The organism is Paenibacillus tundrae (assembly GCF_036884255.1).
Lineage (GTDB): Bacteria > Bacillota > Bacilli > Paenibacillales > Paenibacillaceae > Paenibacillus.
On the sequence record NZ_CP145605.1, the window covers coordinates 2,751,588 to 2,769,869 of the forward strand.

Consider the following 18,282-nt stretch of genomic DNA (forward strand, 5'->3'; position numbering starts at 1 on the left):
AATGTAGAATGACATTAAGTTACCCACCACGCTGGAATTTGACATAAGGTTCTCCATACCCTGGAGAAAATATAAAAGGAAATTGTCTGGAATAACATAGATTTTCGTAATTTAGCTCATCAGTAAGGAATACTTGGAAATAGTGATGCAGAGTAAAACTAAAATAATCGAAGGAAAGGGTGTATTCATATTTCAATTAGATATTTTAAAAAATAAAAAATTGAATCATCAAGAGTACCTCTGGTCAGATGCCGGGGTACTCTTTGGTGTGAGATGAATGGTCTCATTTAATTGGATGATCGTGAACATGACTCTGAATTGCCTTCTTTCTGTCTCAGCAATCGAGTGAGCACGATCTTCAGAACAGAAGAGACGATGAAGAAAATAAATAAAATTCGGAACAGCTGATATCCTGAGACGACCGATAAATTGGCGTGTACCTCATGAGCCATAATACTCATCTGATCCATGCCTCCAGGAGCCATACTAAGTAAGGAAGTTGCGGCTGATAGGGAGTATACATGCATAAGGATATAACCTAGCCCCAGAGAGCCAGCAATGAGCAGTACACTACTAAGTAAAGCAAGAGTGACGGTTTGCGTCTTGCGCTGTAGCTGCTCGGGTCGAAGCATCAAACCGACATGACTGCCAATCATCAACTGCGATAGATTGAGTATAGAAGGGGGCAGTGCAGGTGTATGCATCGAAGTGGTCAATTGAATCACACACATGACAATCATCGACCCAAGCATAAACGCAGTGGGAAAACGCAGCTTACGTGCGATCCAAGCGCCAATGACGCATAGTGGGGCATAGATCCATATTTCTGGGAATAACGCTGTCCATAAGGCATTTGTCTCCAGCACAGGGTCTGTTCCTACAACAGTAGCTCCACCGACCCATGGACTGAACAGGAGAAAAGGAACACAGAACACGATCATGATTAACCGAGTCACCTGCAAAAAGGTAACCAGGGTTAGATTAATGGATTTCATCTCCTCAGCTAAAGAAACCATCTGGGATAATCCGCCCGGGATACTCCCAACAAGCAAAGACGGAAAGTCAAATGGAGTAAGCTTCGAAGCGAGATAGGCCGTTAATGTACAGAATCCAATGAGTAGTATGGTCATGAGCAGCATCATGGGAAGCTGGTGCAGAATTCCTAGCAACGCATCCTCTGTAAGGGTGAGGCCGATCGAATAACCAACAATCAGAATTCCGTAATCGCGTACGCTTGAAGGCCACATTAAGGGGAGCTTAAGCACTTGTGCACCAAGAAGCATGAACACCATTGGCCCTAGTAGCCAAGGGATTGGTGTGTGGATCGCAGTGAATGCGATACCTCCCAGTACGGAGACGCTTAAACTGAGCAAAAAACGAAAAACAACGGAGGGACTATGCTTACGCATTAATCCCATCCGTTCCATTTCCTTATATTAGTTGGCACGAGCCCTATACGTGAATCGGTATATAGGTTTAAGTTGCAAATTTGATTCATGTAAGATCACTCCTGGTGAATAGGTGCTTATTTTACTTCAAGGAATCTTCGACCCTTCAACTCATCTCATTCTACCTTACTCGCATATCAATGCGTTGTCACCTGTGCAGCAGGTTTGGCTTCCCTAAACATCACATAGTACATCAGGGACGAAATAACATACAGGCTGCCTGTAATACTGAACGTGATCGCATAACCCCAGTACGTTCCATAGGTAGTAACCAGATAAGATTGTACAGGACCCATGGTAGCCCAGCCGATCATGAAGGCCGTCTGCATTAATGAATTCGCAATCCCACGTCGTTTATCAGAGATTTTATCAACCAGAATGGCGGAGTGAATCGGATTAGCCGCATTCATTAGTGCTTGCCTAAACAGGAAGCTGATGGAGGCGATCACCAGTAGATTCGTGAATCCCGTAAGCAATAGGAAAGGCAAGGACATGATCTGGAAAATGACGACGGCTCGAACGCTCCCCACCTTTGCTGCAAGCGTAGGCCCGATAAGCATCGAGACAATGGTCATGATCTGACCTAAGGAGATGAGTAGACTCATCCCGCTGAGAGAAACAGAAAAACGGTTCGTGAAGTATAGATTCAAATAGGGTACGACAAGACCAGAACCGAATCCAATCAATAATTGAGTGATAACAAACTGACCGATCAGTCGGGAATCTTTCTTTTTGAGCTGAACATCAGATTCACGAACTACCCCAGAGGATTCAGAGATAACTCCTTCAACGCTTTCGTTAGATTGAGTGGTTGTAGGCATTGGGTGAGTTGCTTGGGATGTAGCTGAATGATCGTTGATAAATAATAAAGGAATAAATGCGGCTAGCGTAGCCACGCCTCCAATAATTAACACCGTTTGTAAACCTGTGACCACCGCGAATCCTACTGAATGGAGCAGATCCGCAAATACGCCGCCTCCCAGACTTCCTAGCACCTGAGATGCAAGAACAAGAGAAGAATAGTAACTGAACATTTTCAAGCGCTGACTCTTCTTCACATTTTCAGCCAGGAAAGGGATCGCGAGAACTTGGAATACCCCGGCAAAAAGTCCGGAGAACACGGCAAACCAGATTAACCCGCTGGTGGAATAGTCGAACGAGCGTCCAATCAAGAATACTCCGCTGAACAAGGCTCCAACGATGAGCAACCGTTTGCGACTGAAGCGATCACCGCCGAGTCCTATAGGCACGAACATAATCGCGGTTGCCAGCGATTGAATACTGACAATCTGACCATTCATGGTGTCGTTGTAGCCAAGACCCTGAATGTACAGATTATACAGGACAGAGAACATGCCATTACCGATCTGATACAGAATACTAGCTAGAAAAAAAAGTTGGATATTGCGGGACCAGCCCCGAATTTCCGAAACGATCTGTCTTAGAACTTTCAAGTGGTTTCCCCCAGTCGATGCTGTGCAGTGTTACCAGTTTAACAGGAATGGGGAAATTTCGGAACAATTGACCACTGTTTATTTTTTTGGGTTTATGGTAAAACGCGTGCAAGCATGAATCCATCATACCCTTTGCTGCCTACCGTTTGGAGTGCTGTTGCTTCAAGTTTAGGATGGTTTGCGACCATATCTAGGAAGGTGCGTACACCTTGGACTCTCTCATCTGTGCTGCTTGGATTGACCACTTCACCATCTCGTACAATGTTGTCGCCAATGATAAGACTTCCCGGACGTGCTAAGCGTAGAGCCCATCTGAGATAATCAGGATTGCTTGGTTTGTCAGCATCAATAAAGATGAAATCGAAGGGTTCACGATACTCTTCTTGTATGTCCGGGAGAGTCGTCAAGGCTGCCCCAACACGTAGGTCGACTTTATCCATAAGCCCTGCTTGGTTAAGATTATGACGAGCGATCTCCGCATGATGTGGATCGGCTTCAAGAGTTACGATTCTACCTTGATCGGGCAACGCACGAGCCATCCAGATCGTACTGTAACCGCCCAGTGTTCCAATTTCGAGGACTCGTGTTGCTCCCTGAATCTGAAGCAGGAGTTGAAGGAATTTACCCTGATTGGGTGTGACATCATGGGCAGGCAATCCAGCAGTAGCATTGTGGTTTAAGGCTTGCTCGAGCAGTGGATCGGCGGGAATCAATCGTTCATTCAGATATTGATCGACTTGAGTCCATGTGTGTAGTAAGGACGAAGAATTCACATTTTTCATTAAGCATGTTCCTTTCCGGATAAGGTTTTGGGATTTCTTAATTCCACTATACGACTTGCAAGAATATAAATAAAATATATATATTATATTTAGTCATACATTTTAGTTATGGTTTGAAAGGGGATCACATGAATCTACATGGACTTAGGTTGTTTCATGCTATTGTGCGATATGGTGGGGTAACACGAGCTGCTGAAGAACTCAATATTAGTCAGCCGGCCGTTTCATCCCAAGTGAAAAAGTTTGAACGAGAGCTGAACATTCAGCTATTTGTCTCGGAGGGAAGAAGGCTTGTTCTTACGGATGCGGGTACACAGCTTATCAGTTATGCAGAACGGTTATTTATGCTGGAACAAGAGGTAGAGCATTTTGTGGACGATTTTCGGGCAGGTAAGAAAGGCATGATCCGGATTACAGCAACATATCTCCCGGCTAATTTTCTGCTTCCAGCATGGATTGCTCGATTCAAGCAGATGCATGAAGAGGTTGAGGTCGTTGTGAATACAACGAATACACGGATGGCATTTGATCAATTGCTTCGATATGAAGCAGAAATTGCGGTATACGGTGGAAGTGGGATCACACATGACGGGGTTCACTGGGACGAGCTGTTTGAGGATGAGATGTGGTTTGTCGTTCATCCAGAGCATCCTTATGCGGGACGGAAAATAGAATTGAAAGACATGATGGCAGAGCCATTCATCATGCGTGAAGAGGGAAGTGTAACCAGAGATCGACTCGTATCACTCTGTACAACTAATAATTTGCCTGCACCTCGGATCGCTCTTCAATTCAATGGGCTGAATGAGACAATCAGTGCAGTAAAAGCAGGATATGGAGCTAATTTTATCTCTTCACTGGTTGTGAAGGAGGATGTTCGTGAAGGCAGACTGGCACGCGTATTCGTCCAGCATATGCAATTGAAGAATATACTCGCGGTATGTACACGAGCAGGAGAAGTATTATCACCTGCTGCTCGCAAATTGGTTGATCTAATGAAGCAGGAAGCTTCAAACATGCAATCTAACTGACAGTCTTCTTAACTACCACTAGTTGTATCCCGTACATCGCTGAACTGAGTCCGAGCATACAAGGTGATGCCTCCCACGAGCAGAACAGGAATCCACACAGAGATTAGAGGCCAATGTTGGAACAGAAGTGCGGCAGCAATGATGCCGACCAAATAAATCAGAACCGCACCAGCACGTAGATATACATCGCCGGATAATGATTTAAATAGGGATTTGGCAGAGGTGTGTCTCATCCTGTACATAATACTTACGGTATCTTCCACAACGGCGGCTAGATTATTCGTTAGAACGGTTGTGGATATACCAGCAATGCCAATCCGGCGAGCTGCTGTAGTTTGTATTCCCATCGCAGCTGCTAATACGAGGATCAATAGATAAGATAGTTGTTCTGCATAGGGACTGATCATGGCGACAGCAAAAAAGAGCAGTAAGCTGCTCTCAACAACAAATACAGTTGTAATTCGCTTCGTCCAGCCACTTTCGCTCCGTCCCCATCCAATCATGCGAGCTGCTATTGCATTTCCGATGATAAATCCGATAAGTGCGATTAACGAACGGAGTACAACAAACTCCTGAGCGCGAGCAATAGCAATACCCAGCAGAACGATGTTGCCCGTCATATTTGCGGTTAGTACATGACCTAAGGCTAAATATCCGATTAAGTCTACCATACCGGCAGCCATGCAAAGAATGAGCAATGCGTACTTTTGGAGGGTTATCTGATGATGCATGTGACTTTCATCCTTTCACGAAAAGGTACCCCTCTAGTATACAGTAACATTTGCCCTGATGAATACCGCAGTGACGGATTGGATCACGATCGTGTCCCGAGCCATTTAAACATATGGCTGATCGCGGTCTGCTGAACTGTGCCTTGGAAATGATGATTCTCTCCCCCGTAGGCGTGAAACGTAACATCCGCACCGCTGCGTTTCAATTCGTTATACATTTGTGTACCGTGACTGTACTTCACCTGAGTATCCTCAGTTCCATGCATGATTAGGACGGGACAGCGAAGCTCTGAAACTTTGAAGAGCGGCGAACGGGCAGTGTACGCTTCAGGAACGCGATGCGGAGAATTGCCGAGAACCCGTTTAAGTGTTCTTCTCAGGTCTGTACGTTCCATATAAGTTTGAGCCACATCTGCGACACCACTCCATAACACGAGCTTGTGAACACGATGAGGCTGTATATTGTAAGTCGCTGCTGCGTGTACAGCATTGATCGCGCCTCTCGAGAAACCCATGATAGAGATCCGTGACGGGTCGGCAAAAGGCAGTCCGTGCACCAATTGATAAGCGGATACAACATCTTGCAGATCACTGCCGCCATACTCATCACGCCCTTCGCCACCTTCATTACCGCGATATGCCGGAGCGAACACGATATACCCGTAATTGACAAATTGTTCGATCCAAGACGTATTAACCCCACCATAATTACCGAGTCCACCTCGGCAGTAGATTAGTACTGGCCATAATGTGTTCTGATCGATGTGTATCTGATTCGAATGGGCTCTGGAATAACGACTAGCCAGTGCAGTCAATTTCACAGGTTGGAGCGTGGAAGATAAGGTTGGCGAAGATGGTAAGTTATCGACCTCTGTTGGGACGGAGAAGGAAGACAACGAGCAGCCATCGGGAAGACCGAGATATGCTTTTACACGATAAGAATCGGAAGAATAAGTAACATGATAGAGAATCAGTATCGCTCCCTTTCTTCGAGAGTGTCTTTGTTGAGTGGTGGAGTAGGTTTAGCATATGTCAAAATATAGATCTCATTCACCGTCTTCGTTAGACCGTCATCGTGTAGAAATTCGTTTATTGGCTCCAGATGATTTATAATGAGTACAAAGGCATGAGGATGAACCCATGTTATCTTCACATTTCATAAATTTACTTTAGTGTCCACGGAGAAAGGAAGAACATAATGATGAACGCACCACACCCAATTGATCAATTCAAGAAATTTAAATATGAGATTACGCGGTTTATGATGATCTATAAATTTGCACTTGATCAGATGGAAACGAAGATCGAAGTGCTTAAGGAAGAATTCCAGTCCCTGCATGATTACAGCCCTATTGAACATACAAAATCCAGATTGAAGTCACCTGAAAGTATTATGAATAAGATGTTCCGCAAGAATCATGAATTAACCTTCGAAAGTATTAAGAAAAACATTAAGGATATCGCTGGTGTTCGCATCACCTGCTCGTTTATTTCTGATATTTATCGTATTAAGGATATGCTCTGTAATCAAAGCGATCTACGTGTTCTAGAAGTGAAGGATTACATCCAAAATCCGAAGCCTAACGGGTACCAGAGCCTGCACTTGTTGGTCGATGTGCCTGTGTACATGTCCAATGGGGAAGAGCGAGCTTGCGTGGAAATACAGATCCGCACGATTGCGATGGATTTCTGGGCGAGCCTCGAGCATAAGATCTTCTACAAATACAACAAGGATGTTCCCGAACATCTGACAAGAGAGCTGAAAAGTGCTGCGGATTCTGCGAATGCGCTTGATCAACAGATGGAGCGATTGCACCGAGAGATCCAGGAGATCAAGGATGCTGAGAATGATCGGACAGAAGAAGAGCTACGCCGTATCATCATCAACAATCAGCAATTTACGTTACCTTCCAATCTGCTCAAGTTACTAGGAAACGGAGAGCAGTAACATCATGCGTACAAAATCGACATCGGCTTCATTAACCACCCATTCAACATCGCGCATACGTATGGCGCTAATTCTCGGGACATTGTCGGCCTTCGGGCCGTTGTCCCTGGATATGTATCTGCCTGCACTGCCTACGCTAGCAGCAGATTTCGAATCTTCAACGTCTTATGCACAGCTCAGTCTAACCGCTTGTATGGTGGGACTTGCTCTAGGACAACTGCTCGCTGGACCATTGAGTGACGTTCGAGGACGCCGTACTCCGTTGATTGCTGGATTGTTACTCTACACGATAGCCTCTATTCTGTGTTTGGTTAGCCCAACAATGGGTTCTTTTGTAGTATTACGCTTTATTCAAGGTGTTGCAGGAGCGGCAGGTATCGTAATTTCTCGTGCAGTCGTTCGAGATGTCTATGACGGACCGGAATTAACACGATTTTTCTCACTTCTAATGTTAATTAACGGTGTAGCACCAATTGCTGCGCCAATTATAGGTGGTCTATTACTCGAATATACGTCATGGCGAGGCGTATTTATTTTATTAAGTCTTATCGGGGTACTGACATTATTAGCTGTCATTTTTGGCTTAGGAGAAACCCTGCCAGCAGATCGAAGATCTAGTGGTGGATTGAAGCAGACACTGGTCACGTTCCGCCAAATCGCAAGTAATCGTTTATTTATGGGTTATGCTCTGACTCAGGGATTTGTAGGTGCAGGTATGTTTGCGTACATATCAGGTTCACCATTTGTGTTGCAGAAAATATATGGGATATCACCACAGATGTTTAGTCTCTGCTTCGCTATTAATGGCTTGGGAATTATATTAGCTAGTCAGATTGCAGGAAGGCTTGCTGGAAAGGTATCCGAGACACGTTTGCTGATTGCTGGCCTAATTGTTGCCGCATTGGGAGGAACTTCTCTATTTATCGCAATTCTAGCGGAAGGCAACCTGATATCAATACTCATTCCATTATTCCTAGTGGTATCGAGTGTGGGTCTTGTTAATACAGCTTCATTTGCACTGGCGATGGCTAATCAATCGAAGTCTGCGGGAAGTGCATCCGCACTGATTGGTGTAATGACCTTTATGTTTGGAGGAATTGTGGCCCCGCTTGTTGGACTAGGTGGTGAGGGAACGGCTGTACCTATGGGGATTGTTATACTCTGTGCTGATCTCGGCGCAGTACTTATCTACCTCATGATGGTTAGAAAAACAAGTAAACGGCAAGTGGCACACTAAGACACGTGGCAACGCCCCACTCGGAGAGATGATCTCACCGGGTGGGGCGTTTGTTTTTTAGGGCATATCGTATAACTCCGTAAGAAGCAAATGTTCAGAACATTTGAGAAACGTCCTAACAGAGGGAGAACAAAATTTGTGTATTCAACAATATACCTGGAGTCTGGAATGGATAGAAGTAACCAACCACGAACCCGAACAGGTTAATGGCAGGCCACATCAGATAGACATCATTGTAAGTGAACACGAGAGACCAACGGTTGTAACAGAACCGATTCAGCACGCGCTCTTCGTTGTTCCGAGGTGCCGATACGCCTGATTGCGCAAATTGCACAGCTTGGGTCAGGCTTTGTGGTTGCTGCTGAATGAATAGTGGAAGTAGACCGGGACTGCTTTTAATTAAATTGTACAAGAAAACCATCTCTGCTGGAGGCTGGCCCACTGGTCGAGGGTACGCGCTCAGTAAAGTGGGCAAATTACCTTGTGCAAGTTGGGCAGGAACACCTGGCGCTGTACCTGGAACCCCTCCTGGAAAGTATGGTGGCTGACCACCTGTGCCCCCGCCTGGGAAAAAAGGAGGTAAGCCCCCGGAACCGCCGGGGATTCCAGGGATCGGTTGGCCTGGAATCCCACCTGGCGTGCCTCCCGGGAAAATGGACGGAAATTGAAATGAGCGATTGTCCTCATAGGCAGAATACGTGTTATATGGGTAACTCATGATCGAACATCCTTCCTGTCTGCTTAGTCTGAAATCAGCATATGAAGGCATCTGCCTATAGGTGATGAAGGATGCGAAATTTAACATAATCTGAATCCATTTCATCATACCTTTAGCTGCTTCAATCCAAACGAGAAATAGATCAAAACGATTCAATTTGTCTATATCTCGTTACATCTATTCCCTTTTAGTGAGTTATGAATTGATTATTCTTATGATTAAAATTGTTGCCAACGACGGTAACGATGTTGACTTCTATGTTGATAACGATTATCATTGTCGATGGATCGCATAAAATATACGTATGTATAATATGTGCTGATGTTTAGGAAAGATCGGATGTGTCCGATATATTGGGTTTGTTAGAGAGGTACATATTGAAAGGGGATATTTTCGTGTTTAACAAGAACAAAAAAATGATCATGCTTCTGATTACGGTGATGGTCATGTCCATCTGGTTGGCAGCTTGCGGAGCAAAGTCTACAGACCAACAGCCGTCAGCAGCAGGAGAGAATACAGCAGCGGAGTCTGAGACGCAGACAGAAGCACCAACAGAACGAACCATGACAGACGCGATGAGCCACGAAGTCCAAATTCCTGCTAATCCGGAGCGTATTATCGCTTCTTATCTAGAGGATCATTTAGTTACGCTTGGTGTTAAGCCAGTAGCTCAATGGTCTGTAACTAAAGGGGTTCAACAATATTTGCAAAAGGACTTAGAGGGAATTCCACCTATTGCATCTGATCTTCCCTTTGAAGCTGTAGTCAGCTTCAGTCCCGATTTGATCATCATTGGTACTGAGGACATGGTTGAAGGTGAGAAGTATGAGCAATACAACAAAATTGCGCCTACCTTTGTGCTGGGTGAAGAGGTTTATAAAGACTGGCGCAAGACGTTACTAAAAATCGGCGAAATTCTGAATAAGAGTGACGAGGCACAACAAGTGCTGGACAATTACGATCTCAAGGTAAAAGAGGTTAAGGAGAAAATAAACACCGTTACAGGTGGAACCAAATCAGCTGCGGCCATCTGGTTAGTCAACGGGAAATTCTTTATGGTGAGCGATAACGTATCCAGTGGAGAAGTGATGTACAATGAGCTTGGACTAGCTAAGCCTGAGGTTGTAAAGGAAATATCAGCTACAGCAACAGGTAACTGGTCAGCTATTTCCTTGGAGAAGCTTGCGACTATGGATGTTGATTATCTGTTCTTTGTCAACAGTGATGTAGGTACAGGAGCAGAAGCCTTGAAAGATCCAGTATGGCAGAACATACCTGCAGTGAAGAACGGTAACCTGTTCGAATTCACTCGTGAAAGTAGCTGGTTGTACAGCGGAGTTCAGGCTAACACGCAAATTATGGAAGACATTCAAAATAGCATTGTTAAATAAAAATAAAGTACGCTACGGCTAGGTTGCTAGCCTAACCAGACTCTTTGGCATGTAAGATGCCAAAGAGTTTTTGTTGTTGTGAAAAGAAAACCATACGCTATGCGTATGGTTCAGGGGAGCTTTCAGCGATGTATCAAAAAAAATTCCTCCTAATGTTACAATAAATTTGGTTCGCCAACCGAATTTATCGACAATAGGAGGAATACAGATGTCATCTGATGTGAACAGTTTAGCACATACAAAATGGAATTGTAAGTATCATATCGTGTTTGCTCCAAAGTACAGAAGACAAGTGATTTACGGAAAATTGAAACAAGACATCGGAAAGATATTGAGACAATTATGTGAGCGAAAAAATGTAGAGATTATTGAAGCGGAAGCGTGTAAAGACCATATTCACATGTTGGTGAGTATCCCACCAAAACTTAGTGTGTCAGCATTTATAGGATATTTAAAGGGAAAGAGCAGCCTAATGATCTTTGACAGACATGCTAGTCTAAAGTATCGATATGGAAATCGGAAGTTCTGGTGTAAAGGATTTTATGTAGATACGGTCGGAAGGAACAAGAAAGTGATACAGGAATATATCCAAAATCAATTGCAGGAAGACATCGTCGCAGAACAAATAACCATGGCGGAGTACATCGATCCATTTACAGGCGAAGAAACAAAGGAGCAACGAAAGAAGAAGAAATAGAGAACCCTTTTAAGGGTGGCCGAAAAAGTAGTGCGGTTGGCGAATCCTTCAACGCCCTTTTAGGGCTGGCCAGTAACAAAGGCTTTCAGCCGCAGAGCAAACCACCCGTTATACGGGTGGTTTTGATTTATTCTTATACCGAGCGTTATATAATAACGGAGCAGAATATATGAAGTTGTTTTAAATAAACGATAGATATAGAGGAGAGGCGATGACAGCATGTATACATTAGATCCACAGCAATTAACGGCTAAAGATAATTATAAATTTATGAGTGGCTCCGTTGTGCCACGGCCAATCGCATTTGTTACGACGTTATCGCAGGAAGAGGGAATTGTGAATGCTGCGCCGTTTAGTTTTTTCAATGTAGTCAGTTCAGATCCCCCATTGTTGTCGATTTCAATTGGACGCAAGGCTGGTGAGATGAAAGATACTGCTCGCAATATTTTGTCAGGTAAAGAACTGGTTGTACATATCTGTGATGAGGCGATTGTAAGCGACATGAATGAAACGGCAGCAATGCTGGAGCCACATGAGAGTGAACTTGACCGCACAAACCTTACAACTGTGCCAAGTACTATGGTCGCTGTACCAGGTATACAAGAGGCGCTTATTCGAATGGAATGTACATTGTATCAGCATATCCCCATCTCTAATGATGAGGGTGAACCTGTCAGCGATCTCATATTAGTACGGATTGTGCAATATCATTTCAGTGAAAACGTGTATGATCCAACCACAAAGTACCTATTGATGGATCAACTGAAACCGGTCAGTCGACTGGCAGGCAATGATTATGCCAAGCTTGGGGAGCGCTTTACCGTAATTCGACCTCTGTAGTATGGAAAATGCATTTAAGAAGACATAAGGTTAAGTGATATATACTAATTAGGCGGGCATCATGTGCAAATGTACATGGTTGTCCGCTTTTCGTTGTTTGCCAAACATAAAGAGATTTCGATCCGAATAGACTTGTACTATATTCTGTCATATGTGATTAGAACTTGCGGAACCGACTTCTGTCAAAAAAGGGTTTCCAATCTGATATTAGAGGAGCATGGGTATGGGGTATCGCAGCCTAACTGTGCTTGTGAGCCGTTATCCCCGGTTCATGATATGGTGCTGGCTTATTATTATTGGGATGTCTGTCACTTGGGCAATGAAATTACCCAGTGTCGTTGAAGATCATGGATTGAAGCTGATGCATGGGGATGCCCATCAGGTTGAGCTTATGTTGCAGGAGCAATTCAATATCCCCGTTGATCCGGTCGTGGTTGTATTGGAGAAGAATAAGGAGACACAACGAGCTGAGTTCCGAGCATGGATTGAGGTTCAGTTAGAAAAGGCACGGCAAGTTCCGGGCGTCCATGCGATTATCTCTCCGCTCGAAACACGTGGAGCACTCATGCTGCGTGAAGATATAGCTTACGCGTTGCTGGATCTGAATACTCCAACTCATCAGATAAAAGATGTCATTCAACGATTGCGCTCCGTGTTAACCGAAGATAACCTGGGAACCGTGCAATTGACCGGCAAGCCGGTCGTACAGCAGGACGTGAACCGTTTGAGCTTTCGTGACCTGGAGCACGCTGAAGTGGTTGGTGTGCCACTAGCCCTAATGATTCTGTGGTTTGCCTTCAGAGGATGGAATGTTGCTCTGATCGCAGTCATGATGGGGATTTCCAGTGTAGTAATCGCCATGGGAGCAACGGCTCTTATGGGTCATCAGGTGGAATTGTCTAACTTCATTATCAATGTCATTCCAATGGTGGGTATGGCGCTAAGCATTGATTTTGCTCTCATTATCCTAAGTAGATATAGAGAAGAGTTACGTAAGGTTCGAGAAGTGAGTTCCACAGTATCCACGGTATATGCTGAAGTCCTTCAACGAACCATGCAAACGGCGGGTAGAGCTGTGTTATTTTCTGCTGCTTGTGTATTTCTCGGCTTACTTGGTCTACTCTGGATTCGTTTACCTATGTTCATGAGTGTTTCTTTTGGAGCGATAACCGTTCTAATCGTCGCTGTACTTCTTAATATAACGCTATTACCTGCGATTCTCTCGTTATATGCTAGACATATTTTTAAACATATCAACATCTCGTCATCTCATCTCTCGAATCAAGGGAGTAGTATGTGGCGTCGATGGTCAGGGATCGTCATGAAGCGACCCATTCGGATGGTTATTCTTGGAACAGCGGCCTTGTTGCTGTGTGTTTTACCCGTTTCTAAACTAGACATGGCAGTTCCAGATGCAACATCCTTACCCATTCAGACGGAGTCACGGCAAGCGAGTGAAAAGGTGAAGAGTGTATTTGGGCAGCGAGAGGTCTCTTCGGTAGATCTTGTCATTGGTGGTACGGATCAGCGATTAAGTAAAAACCACTGGAATACTGCCTTGTATAAACTTCAGGAGCTTCGACAAGATCCGGATGTTATTGATATTGATTCACCGTGGAAGCAGATCAACCCTGGTATGGTGAATTCAGTTTCAACCTTGGCGGAGCTGGGCTATGTCTCGGATCATGCGATTCGGATGAAGGTAACCGTGAAGGGAGAACCCGGTTCAGATCAGATTGCCAGCTGGATTGAACGGATGTATCGACATGATGCTGTCTCTAGTGTGAAGCAGAGCCTGCCAATCCATTATGGTGGAGAAGCAGTTGACCAGTACGAAATTATGAAAGAGATTATGGATAAGCTGCCCAAGGTGATTGTTTTTGTAGTGGTATCGAACTATTTAGTTATGCTTGTTGCTTTCCGATCATTAATTATTCCTATCAAAGCGATTGTAATGAATATACTTAGCTTGATAGCTTCCTTCGGTATTCTGGTCATGATATTTAACCAAGGACACTGGGGCATGGAGCCTTCGTCCGTTGCCATTATGATCCCTGTTTTTATTGCTGGCTTAGTATTTGGAATATCCATGGACTATGGTGTATTTATGCTGACGCGTATTCAGGAAGCCTATCGACGAACAGGAGACAGCGACTTGGCTGTGCAGGAGGGTCTTTCCTCAACAGGACGACTGATTACGTCAGCAGCAGCTATTTTGCTTGCGGTGACCATTCCGTTTGCTTTTGGCGATGTAGCGGGAGTGAAGCAACTTGGAATCGGGATCACGGCTGCAGTTCTAATTGATGTAACGATCATCCGTCTATTGCTTGTTCCTGCATTAATGAAACTGATGGGGAGATGGAATTGGTGGCTTCCTGGTCAAACGAATAAGTTATAAATAGCATGAATTGGTGATAAAGGAACAATAATGTTCAACTCCCAAGCTAGCATTGTGATTTATAATGTAGGCAAGAATGATAAGCTGAGTGTGGGAGGGAGTATTTGGAAATGTCTATGATTGAATCCTATTTGAAAGAGCGAACAAGCCAGCAGGGACGTTCAACATATCAGCCAGGTGATTCGCTAGAGCAGTGGAGTCGTCAGCTACGATTACGGATAAAAGAAAGACTGGGTGGGTTTCCAGATATCGCATCTGCATTAAACCCTGTACGACTGGAGCATACCGTATGCGACGGATACATTCGTGAGCGAGTTGAGATTACAACGTATGAGGGGTTACGTATGCCTGTATACATGTTATTTCCCGCCGAAAGGGATGCTTCCTCTGAAAACAGTATTCGACCTGCAGTCATTGCTTGCCATGGTCATGGGTACGGCAGCCGAGAAGTGACTGGAATGGAGCCGGACGGTGCTCCGCGCGCAGGTGATCCGGGATTACACAAGGATTTTGCAGTCTCTCTTGTGAAGCGAGGGTATATCGTGGCCGTTCCAGAATTGCTCGGTTTTGGCGACCGTAGATTAGAAGAAGACCGCGACGCAGCACCGGGCGTAAGCTCCTGTACGAAGATCGCTGCTCATCTGTTGATGGTTGGAGAGACGCTGGCTGGACATCGGGTCTACGAGATGATGCGAGTGTTCGATTATTTATCCGAGAGAGCTGACGTTGATTCGGAGCGGATCGGAATGATGGGTATTTCGGGCGGAGGGCTTGTGACGGCTTTTACAGCTGCACTGGATGAAAGATGCCGTGCCGCGGTTGTGAGTGGGTATGCGAGTACGTTTCAGGGTAGCATATTAGATCGCAATCATTGTTTGGATAATTACATTCCAGGAATTTTGTTAGAGTCAGAATTACCAGATATCATCGGTTTGATGGTACCTAGACCCTTATTTATTGAAGCAGGCAGTGATGATCGGGTATTTCCACTATCCTCTGCGAAAGAAGCTTATGCTCGGTTAACCGAGATTTACGAGCAACAAGGAGCAGCTGAGCTGCTGGATGCAGATTTTTTTGCAGGTGGACATGAGATAAGTGGTGCCATAGCCTATGACTGGTTAGAGAGATTTTTGTAAGAGCTACTTCTAAGAGTGTGTTAGCTTGTGATGAAGATGAAAGCTACTATGCCCGGGAGGAGATATTCAATGAATAGATGGTCAAGAACGGTAAGAGTTCTGCTCAGTGTTACTTTGCTTGCTGGGGTGTTAGGTAGTGGTGTCGGATCAAGCGAGAGAACAGTTGCGCATGCGGCGGGTAATGAATACAAATTCGATTTTGGTGCTGGATCTGTTGAGAGCGGTTACACCGGCGTATCTGCCTCGGATGCGTATACGTCAACAAGAGGATATGGCTTCAATACCCCGTCACAGATGCGTAACGTGTCAGCATCAGGTACAGGTGTCGCAAAAGATGCAGTACAATTTCTCACATACGGCACGAAGAGCACCAATACATTTAATGTGGATCTGAGCAATGGTCTCTACGAGGTGAAGGTAACACTAGGCAATACAGCACGAGCAAGTGTCGCTGCGGAAGGGGTCTATCAGATCATCAATATGACAGGTAATGGAGCCACTGACCGGTTCCAAATACCGGTGACAGACGGTCAGCTTAATTTGCTCGTAACGGAAGGCAAGGAAGGCACTGCATTTACGCTGAGTGCACTTGAAATACGGAAAATCTCAGATCAGGCGGTAACGAAACGTACCATTTATATTGGTGGCGATTCAACGGTAGCTAACTATTATCCCTTGAGCAGTAGCGTTCAAGGTGGATGGGGACAGTTATTGCCTGCCTACGTCAATAATAATACGTTCCAGGTGCGTAACATGGCTTCTGGAGGGCAAATCGCACGAGGATTTCGTGACGATGGACAGATGGAAGCGATTCTGAAGTACATCAAACCGGGGGATTACTTCATCCTACAGCTCGGGATCAATGATACCAATGCGAAGAACAATACCACGGAAGCGCAATTCAAAGAGATCATGCGAGACATGGTGGTGCAAGCCAAGAACAAGGGAGCTACGGTTATTTTATCTACTCCGCAAGGAAGAGCCACGGACTTTAATTCAGCTAACGTGCATAGTGCTGAGAATCGGTGGTATAACCAAGCTACACGAGCACTGGCTCAAGAAGAGAACGTAACACTCGTAGAGCTTAACAAACTAAGTTCAGCCTACTTCACCTCCATTGGTCCTCAAGCAACGCTCGCGCTCTATATGACTGGAGATAGCCTGCATCCCAATCGCCAAGGCGCATCAGAGCTAGCACGCATTCTAGTCCATGATCTGAAAAGACAAGGATTGAACGGCTTCTAGAATTAGACAATAGAACCTCAGACATTATCATCCTGGAACTAAAAAAAGACCTGCATCATCGCAGGTCTTTTTTGTATGCTAAGAGGTTACTCCATCATATCCTTCTCTTCGTGGTTAACCTTCTTCCCTTTCAGTAATGGCTCAAGCTCATCTTGAATGCTCTGTTCCCATAGAGGTACATCCGTACGATAGGCAGCACGCCCGTTTAGATGCCCTGCGACAGGCGCAGTGATAAATACAAACAAGATACCTAATAATACGCGTGCACTAATGTAGTTATCGAAGATCCAGAAGAAGAAAAAGGCTCCGCTTAACACACACAGGACTCCAAGAGTCATACTTTTGGTCGCGGCATGTGCTCGTAAGTAGACATCAGGTAACCGAATGAGACCAAATGCACTAAATGCACTCAGTAAAGCCCCCAGCAGAACGAGCAGACCAATGGTAGTTTCAGCGGCTGCATTAACGATCTCCATCATTTTTGAACACCGCCCCCCGTTCGATATAACGTGCAAAGGCAACGGTACTTAGAAATGCGAGAATACCAATCAATAAAATAATATCCAAATAGGCTTGTGTCTTAAGCATCATGGATAATACAGCGACAATGGCAATGACATTAATGCCTATCGTATCTAGGGCTGTGATCCGGTCAGCCATTGAGGGTCCACGAAGGACACGATATAGACAGCCGAGAATAGCCAGAGATAGAATTAGCAATGAAATAAACAGTAGTGAGGACAACATTAACGTGTCACCTCCATGATTGCTTTTTCGAACGTGTTCTTGATATCATCTCTCAACTTTTGCTCATCCTTAATATCCAGTGCATGGATAAACAGCTTCCGTTGATTCCCTGAGATTTCGAGTGGCAAGGAACCCGGTGTTAGCGAGATAAGCAGACAGAGCAGGGTAACTTCCCAATCGGAAGATAATTCTGTTCGATAGGTGAAAATACCTGGTCGAATATCAAGCTTAGGTTTAATGATCTGACGGATGACCTCAATACTGGCACGCACCAATTCCCTAAACAGCAGTATAAGCAACTTAATAATTGCCCAAACGCGTACAACATACAACCGTTGCGGGAAGAAACGTCGCATGCCTCCAATGAGCAACAAACCGAGTAAATAACCAGTAATAAAACCAACACCGTTCCAGGCATTGTTCAGAAACATCCATACAAAAGCGATAATAAGATTGAGTATTATCTGAAAGGCCATACG

At 44.8% G+C, this 18,282-nt stretch carries 18 protein-coding genes; 9 read left to right on the plus strand and 9 right to left on the minus strand.

Going from position 1 to position 18,282, the window contains the following annotated elements; all coding sequences use genetic code 11:
- Positions 1–287 precede the first annotated feature (287 nt).
- The 3 genes from V6W81_RS12515 to V6W81_RS12525 form a co-directional block, all read right to left on the minus strand.
- On the minus strand, positions 288–1,418 hold the full coding sequence (locus tag V6W81_RS12515) for an AbrB family transcriptional regulator (protein ID WP_338543492.1): 1,131 nt from the start codon (positions 1,416–1,418) through the stop codon (positions 288–290).
- 167 nt (positions 1,419–1,585) lie between these two features.
- The gene (locus V6W81_RS12520) at positions 1,586–2,902 is read right to left on the minus strand and encodes an MFS transporter (protein WP_338543494.1); all 1,317 of its coding nucleotides are present in this window, start codon (positions 2,900–2,902) and stop codon (positions 1,586–1,588) included.
- A 92-nt stretch (positions 2,903–2,994) separates the two neighbouring features.
- Entirely contained in the window at positions 2,995–3,684 is a 690-nt protein-coding gene (locus tag V6W81_RS12525; protein ID WP_338543496.1) for an O-methyltransferase, read from the minus strand.
- Positions 3,685–3,812: 128 nt separating this feature from the next.
- Here V6W81_RS12525 and V6W81_RS12530 point away from each other — a divergent pair, with 128 nt between their 5' ends.
- Positions 3,813–4,715, plus strand: a complete 903-nt coding sequence (locus tag V6W81_RS12530; protein ID WP_338543498.1) for a LysR family transcriptional regulator — start codon at positions 3,813–3,815, stop codon at positions 4,713–4,715.
- A gap of 8 nt (positions 4,716–4,723) precedes the next feature.
- Here V6W81_RS12530 and V6W81_RS12535 read toward each other — a convergent pair whose 3' ends face one another.
- Both V6W81_RS12535 and V6W81_RS12540 read right to left on the minus strand, forming a co-directional pair.
- Complete coding sequence (locus tag V6W81_RS12535) at positions 4,724–5,446, minus strand: YoaK family protein (RefSeq protein ID WP_338543500.1); 723 nt, start codon at positions 5,444–5,446, stop codon at positions 4,724–4,726.
- Between the two features lie 83 nt (positions 5,447–5,529).
- The gene (locus V6W81_RS12540; protein ID WP_338543501.1) at positions 5,530–6,342 is read right to left on the minus strand and encodes an alpha/beta hydrolase family protein; all 813 of its coding nucleotides are present in this window, start codon (positions 6,340–6,342) and stop codon (positions 5,530–5,532) included.
- A 305-nt stretch (positions 6,343–6,647) separates the two neighbouring features.
- On the opposite strand from V6W81_RS12540, the gene V6W81_RS12545 reads away from it, so the two are divergent.
- Complete coding sequence (locus tag V6W81_RS12545; protein ID WP_145048657.1) at positions 6,648–7,394, plus strand: GTP pyrophosphokinase; 747 nt, start codon at positions 6,648–6,650, stop codon at positions 7,392–7,394.
- A gap of 4 nt (positions 7,395–7,398) precedes the next feature.
- Positions 7,399–8,631, plus strand: coding sequence for a multidrug effflux MFS transporter (locus V6W81_RS12550; RefSeq protein WP_338543502.1), 1,233 nt, complete (start codon positions 7,399–7,401; stop codon positions 8,629–8,631).
- A gap of 115 nt (positions 8,632–8,746) precedes the next feature.
- On the opposite strand, the gene V6W81_RS12555 is transcribed toward V6W81_RS12550, so the two are convergent.
- Positions 8,747–9,349, minus strand: a complete 603-nt coding sequence (locus V6W81_RS12555) for a hypothetical protein (RefSeq protein WP_338543503.1) — start codon at positions 9,347–9,349, stop codon at positions 8,747–8,749.
- Between the two features lie 395 nt (positions 9,350–9,744).
- Between V6W81_RS12555 and V6W81_RS12560 the strand changes: the two genes are divergently transcribed.
- The 6 genes from V6W81_RS12560 to V6W81_RS12585 all read left to right on the plus strand — a co-directional run bounded on the left by V6W81_RS12560 (position 9,745) and on the right by V6W81_RS12585 (position 17,056).
- Complete coding sequence (locus V6W81_RS12560) at positions 9,745–10,740, plus strand: ABC transporter substrate-binding protein (RefSeq protein WP_338543505.1); 996 nt, start codon at positions 9,745–9,747, stop codon at positions 10,738–10,740.
- Between the two features lie 208 nt (positions 10,741–10,948).
- A complete protein-coding gene (gene tnpA / locus V6W81_RS12565) occupies positions 10,949–11,437 on the plus strand; it encodes an IS200/IS605 family transposase (protein ID WP_090915317.1) in 489 nt (162 codons plus the stop codon).
- 219 nt (positions 11,438–11,656) lie between these two features.
- A complete protein-coding gene (locus V6W81_RS12570; protein ID WP_145048421.1) occupies positions 11,657–12,277 on the plus strand; it encodes a flavin reductase family protein in 621 nt (206 codons plus the stop codon).
- 223 nt (positions 12,278–12,500) lie between these two features.
- Entirely contained in the window at positions 12,501–14,675 is a 2,175-nt protein-coding gene (locus tag V6W81_RS12575) for an MMPL family transporter (protein ID WP_338543508.1), read from the plus strand.
- Positions 14,676–14,785: 110 nt separating this feature from the next.
- Positions 14,786–15,811, plus strand: coding sequence for a dienelactone hydrolase family protein (locus V6W81_RS12580; protein ID WP_338543510.1), 1,026 nt, complete (start codon positions 14,786–14,788; stop codon positions 15,809–15,811).
- Positions 15,812–15,880: 69 nt separating this feature from the next.
- Positions 15,881–17,056, plus strand: coding sequence for a rhamnogalacturonan acetylesterase (locus V6W81_RS12585; protein ID WP_338543511.1), 1,176 nt, complete (start codon positions 15,881–15,883; stop codon positions 17,054–17,056).
- An 86-nt stretch (positions 17,057–17,142) separates the two neighbouring features.
- Here V6W81_RS12585 and mnhG read toward each other — a convergent pair whose 3' ends face one another.
- The 3 genes from mnhG to V6W81_RS12600 are packed head-to-tail and all read right to left on the minus strand — an operon-like array spanning position 17,143 to position 18,279.
- Positions 17,143–17,535 (minus strand): monovalent cation/H(+) antiporter subunit G, encoded by a 393-nt coding sequence (gene mnhG / locus V6W81_RS12590; protein WP_145048429.1) that lies wholly within the window; start codon positions 17,533–17,535, stop codon positions 17,143–17,145.
- Positions 17,519–17,803 (minus strand): Na(+)/H(+) antiporter subunit F1, encoded by a 285-nt coding sequence (locus V6W81_RS12595; protein ID WP_056692373.1) that lies wholly within the window; start codon positions 17,801–17,803, stop codon positions 17,519–17,521. The genes mnhG and V6W81_RS12595 overlap by 17 nt, the downstream gene beginning before the upstream one ends.
- Positions 17,803–18,279, minus strand: a complete 477-nt coding sequence (locus V6W81_RS12600) for a Na+/H+ antiporter subunit E (RefSeq protein ID WP_056692370.1) — start codon at positions 18,277–18,279, stop codon at positions 17,803–17,805. The genes V6W81_RS12595 and V6W81_RS12600 overlap by 1 nt, the downstream gene beginning before the upstream one ends.
- Between the last annotated feature and the right edge of the window lie 3 nt (positions 18,280–18,282).

Coding starts and splice junctions, on each gene's coding strand:
- V6W81_RS12530 (WP_338543498.1), top strand. CDS start 3,813: ATGAATCTACATGGACTTAGGTTGTTTCATGCTATTGTGCGATATGGT.
- V6W81_RS12555 (WP_338543503.1), bottom strand. CDS start 9,349: ATGAGTTACCCATATAACACGTATTCTGCCTATGAGGACAATCGCTCA.
- V6W81_RS12575 (WP_338543508.1), top strand. CDS start 12,501: ATGGGGTATCGCAGCCTAACTGTGCTTGTGAGCCGTTATCCCCGGTTC.
- V6W81_RS12600 (WP_056692370.1), bottom strand. CDS start 18,279: ATGGCCTTTCAGATAATACTCAATCTTATTATCGCTTTTGTATGGATG.
- V6W81_RS12550 (WP_338543502.1), top strand. CDS start 7,399: ATGCGTACAAAATCGACATCGGCTTCATTAACCACCCATTCAACATCG.
- V6W81_RS12595 (WP_056692373.1), bottom strand. CDS start 17,803: ATGTTGTCCTCACTACTGTTTATTTCATTGCTAATTCTATCTCTGGCT.
- V6W81_RS12580 (WP_338543510.1), top strand. CDS start 14,786: ATGTCTATGATTGAATCCTATTTGAAAGAGCGAACAAGCCAGCAGGGA.
- V6W81_RS12545 (WP_145048657.1), top strand. CDS start 6,648: ATGAACGCACCACACCCAATTGATCAATTCAAGAAATTTAAATATGAG.
- mnhG (WP_145048429.1), bottom strand. CDS start 17,535: ATGATGGAGATCGTTAATGCAGCCGCTGAAACTACCATTGGTCTGCTC.
- tnpA (WP_090915317.1), top strand. CDS start 10,949: ATGTCATCTGATGTGAACAGTTTAGCACATACAAAATGGAATTGTAAG.
- V6W81_RS12535 (WP_338543500.1), bottom strand. CDS start 5,446: ATGCATCATCAGATAACCCTCCAAAAGTACGCATTGCTCATTCTTTGC.
- V6W81_RS12570 (WP_145048421.1), top strand. CDS start 11,657: ATGTATACATTAGATCCACAGCAATTAACGGCTAAAGATAATTATAAA.
- V6W81_RS12585 (WP_338543511.1), top strand. CDS start 15,881: ATGAATAGATGGTCAAGAACGGTAAGAGTTCTGCTCAGTGTTACTTTG.
- V6W81_RS12525 (WP_338543496.1), bottom strand. CDS start 3,684: ATGAAAAATGTGAATTCTTCGTCCTTACTACACACATGGACTCAAGTC.
- V6W81_RS12515 (WP_338543492.1), bottom strand. CDS start 1,418: ATGGGATTAATGCGTAAGCATAGTCCCTCCGTTGTTTTTCGTTTTTTG.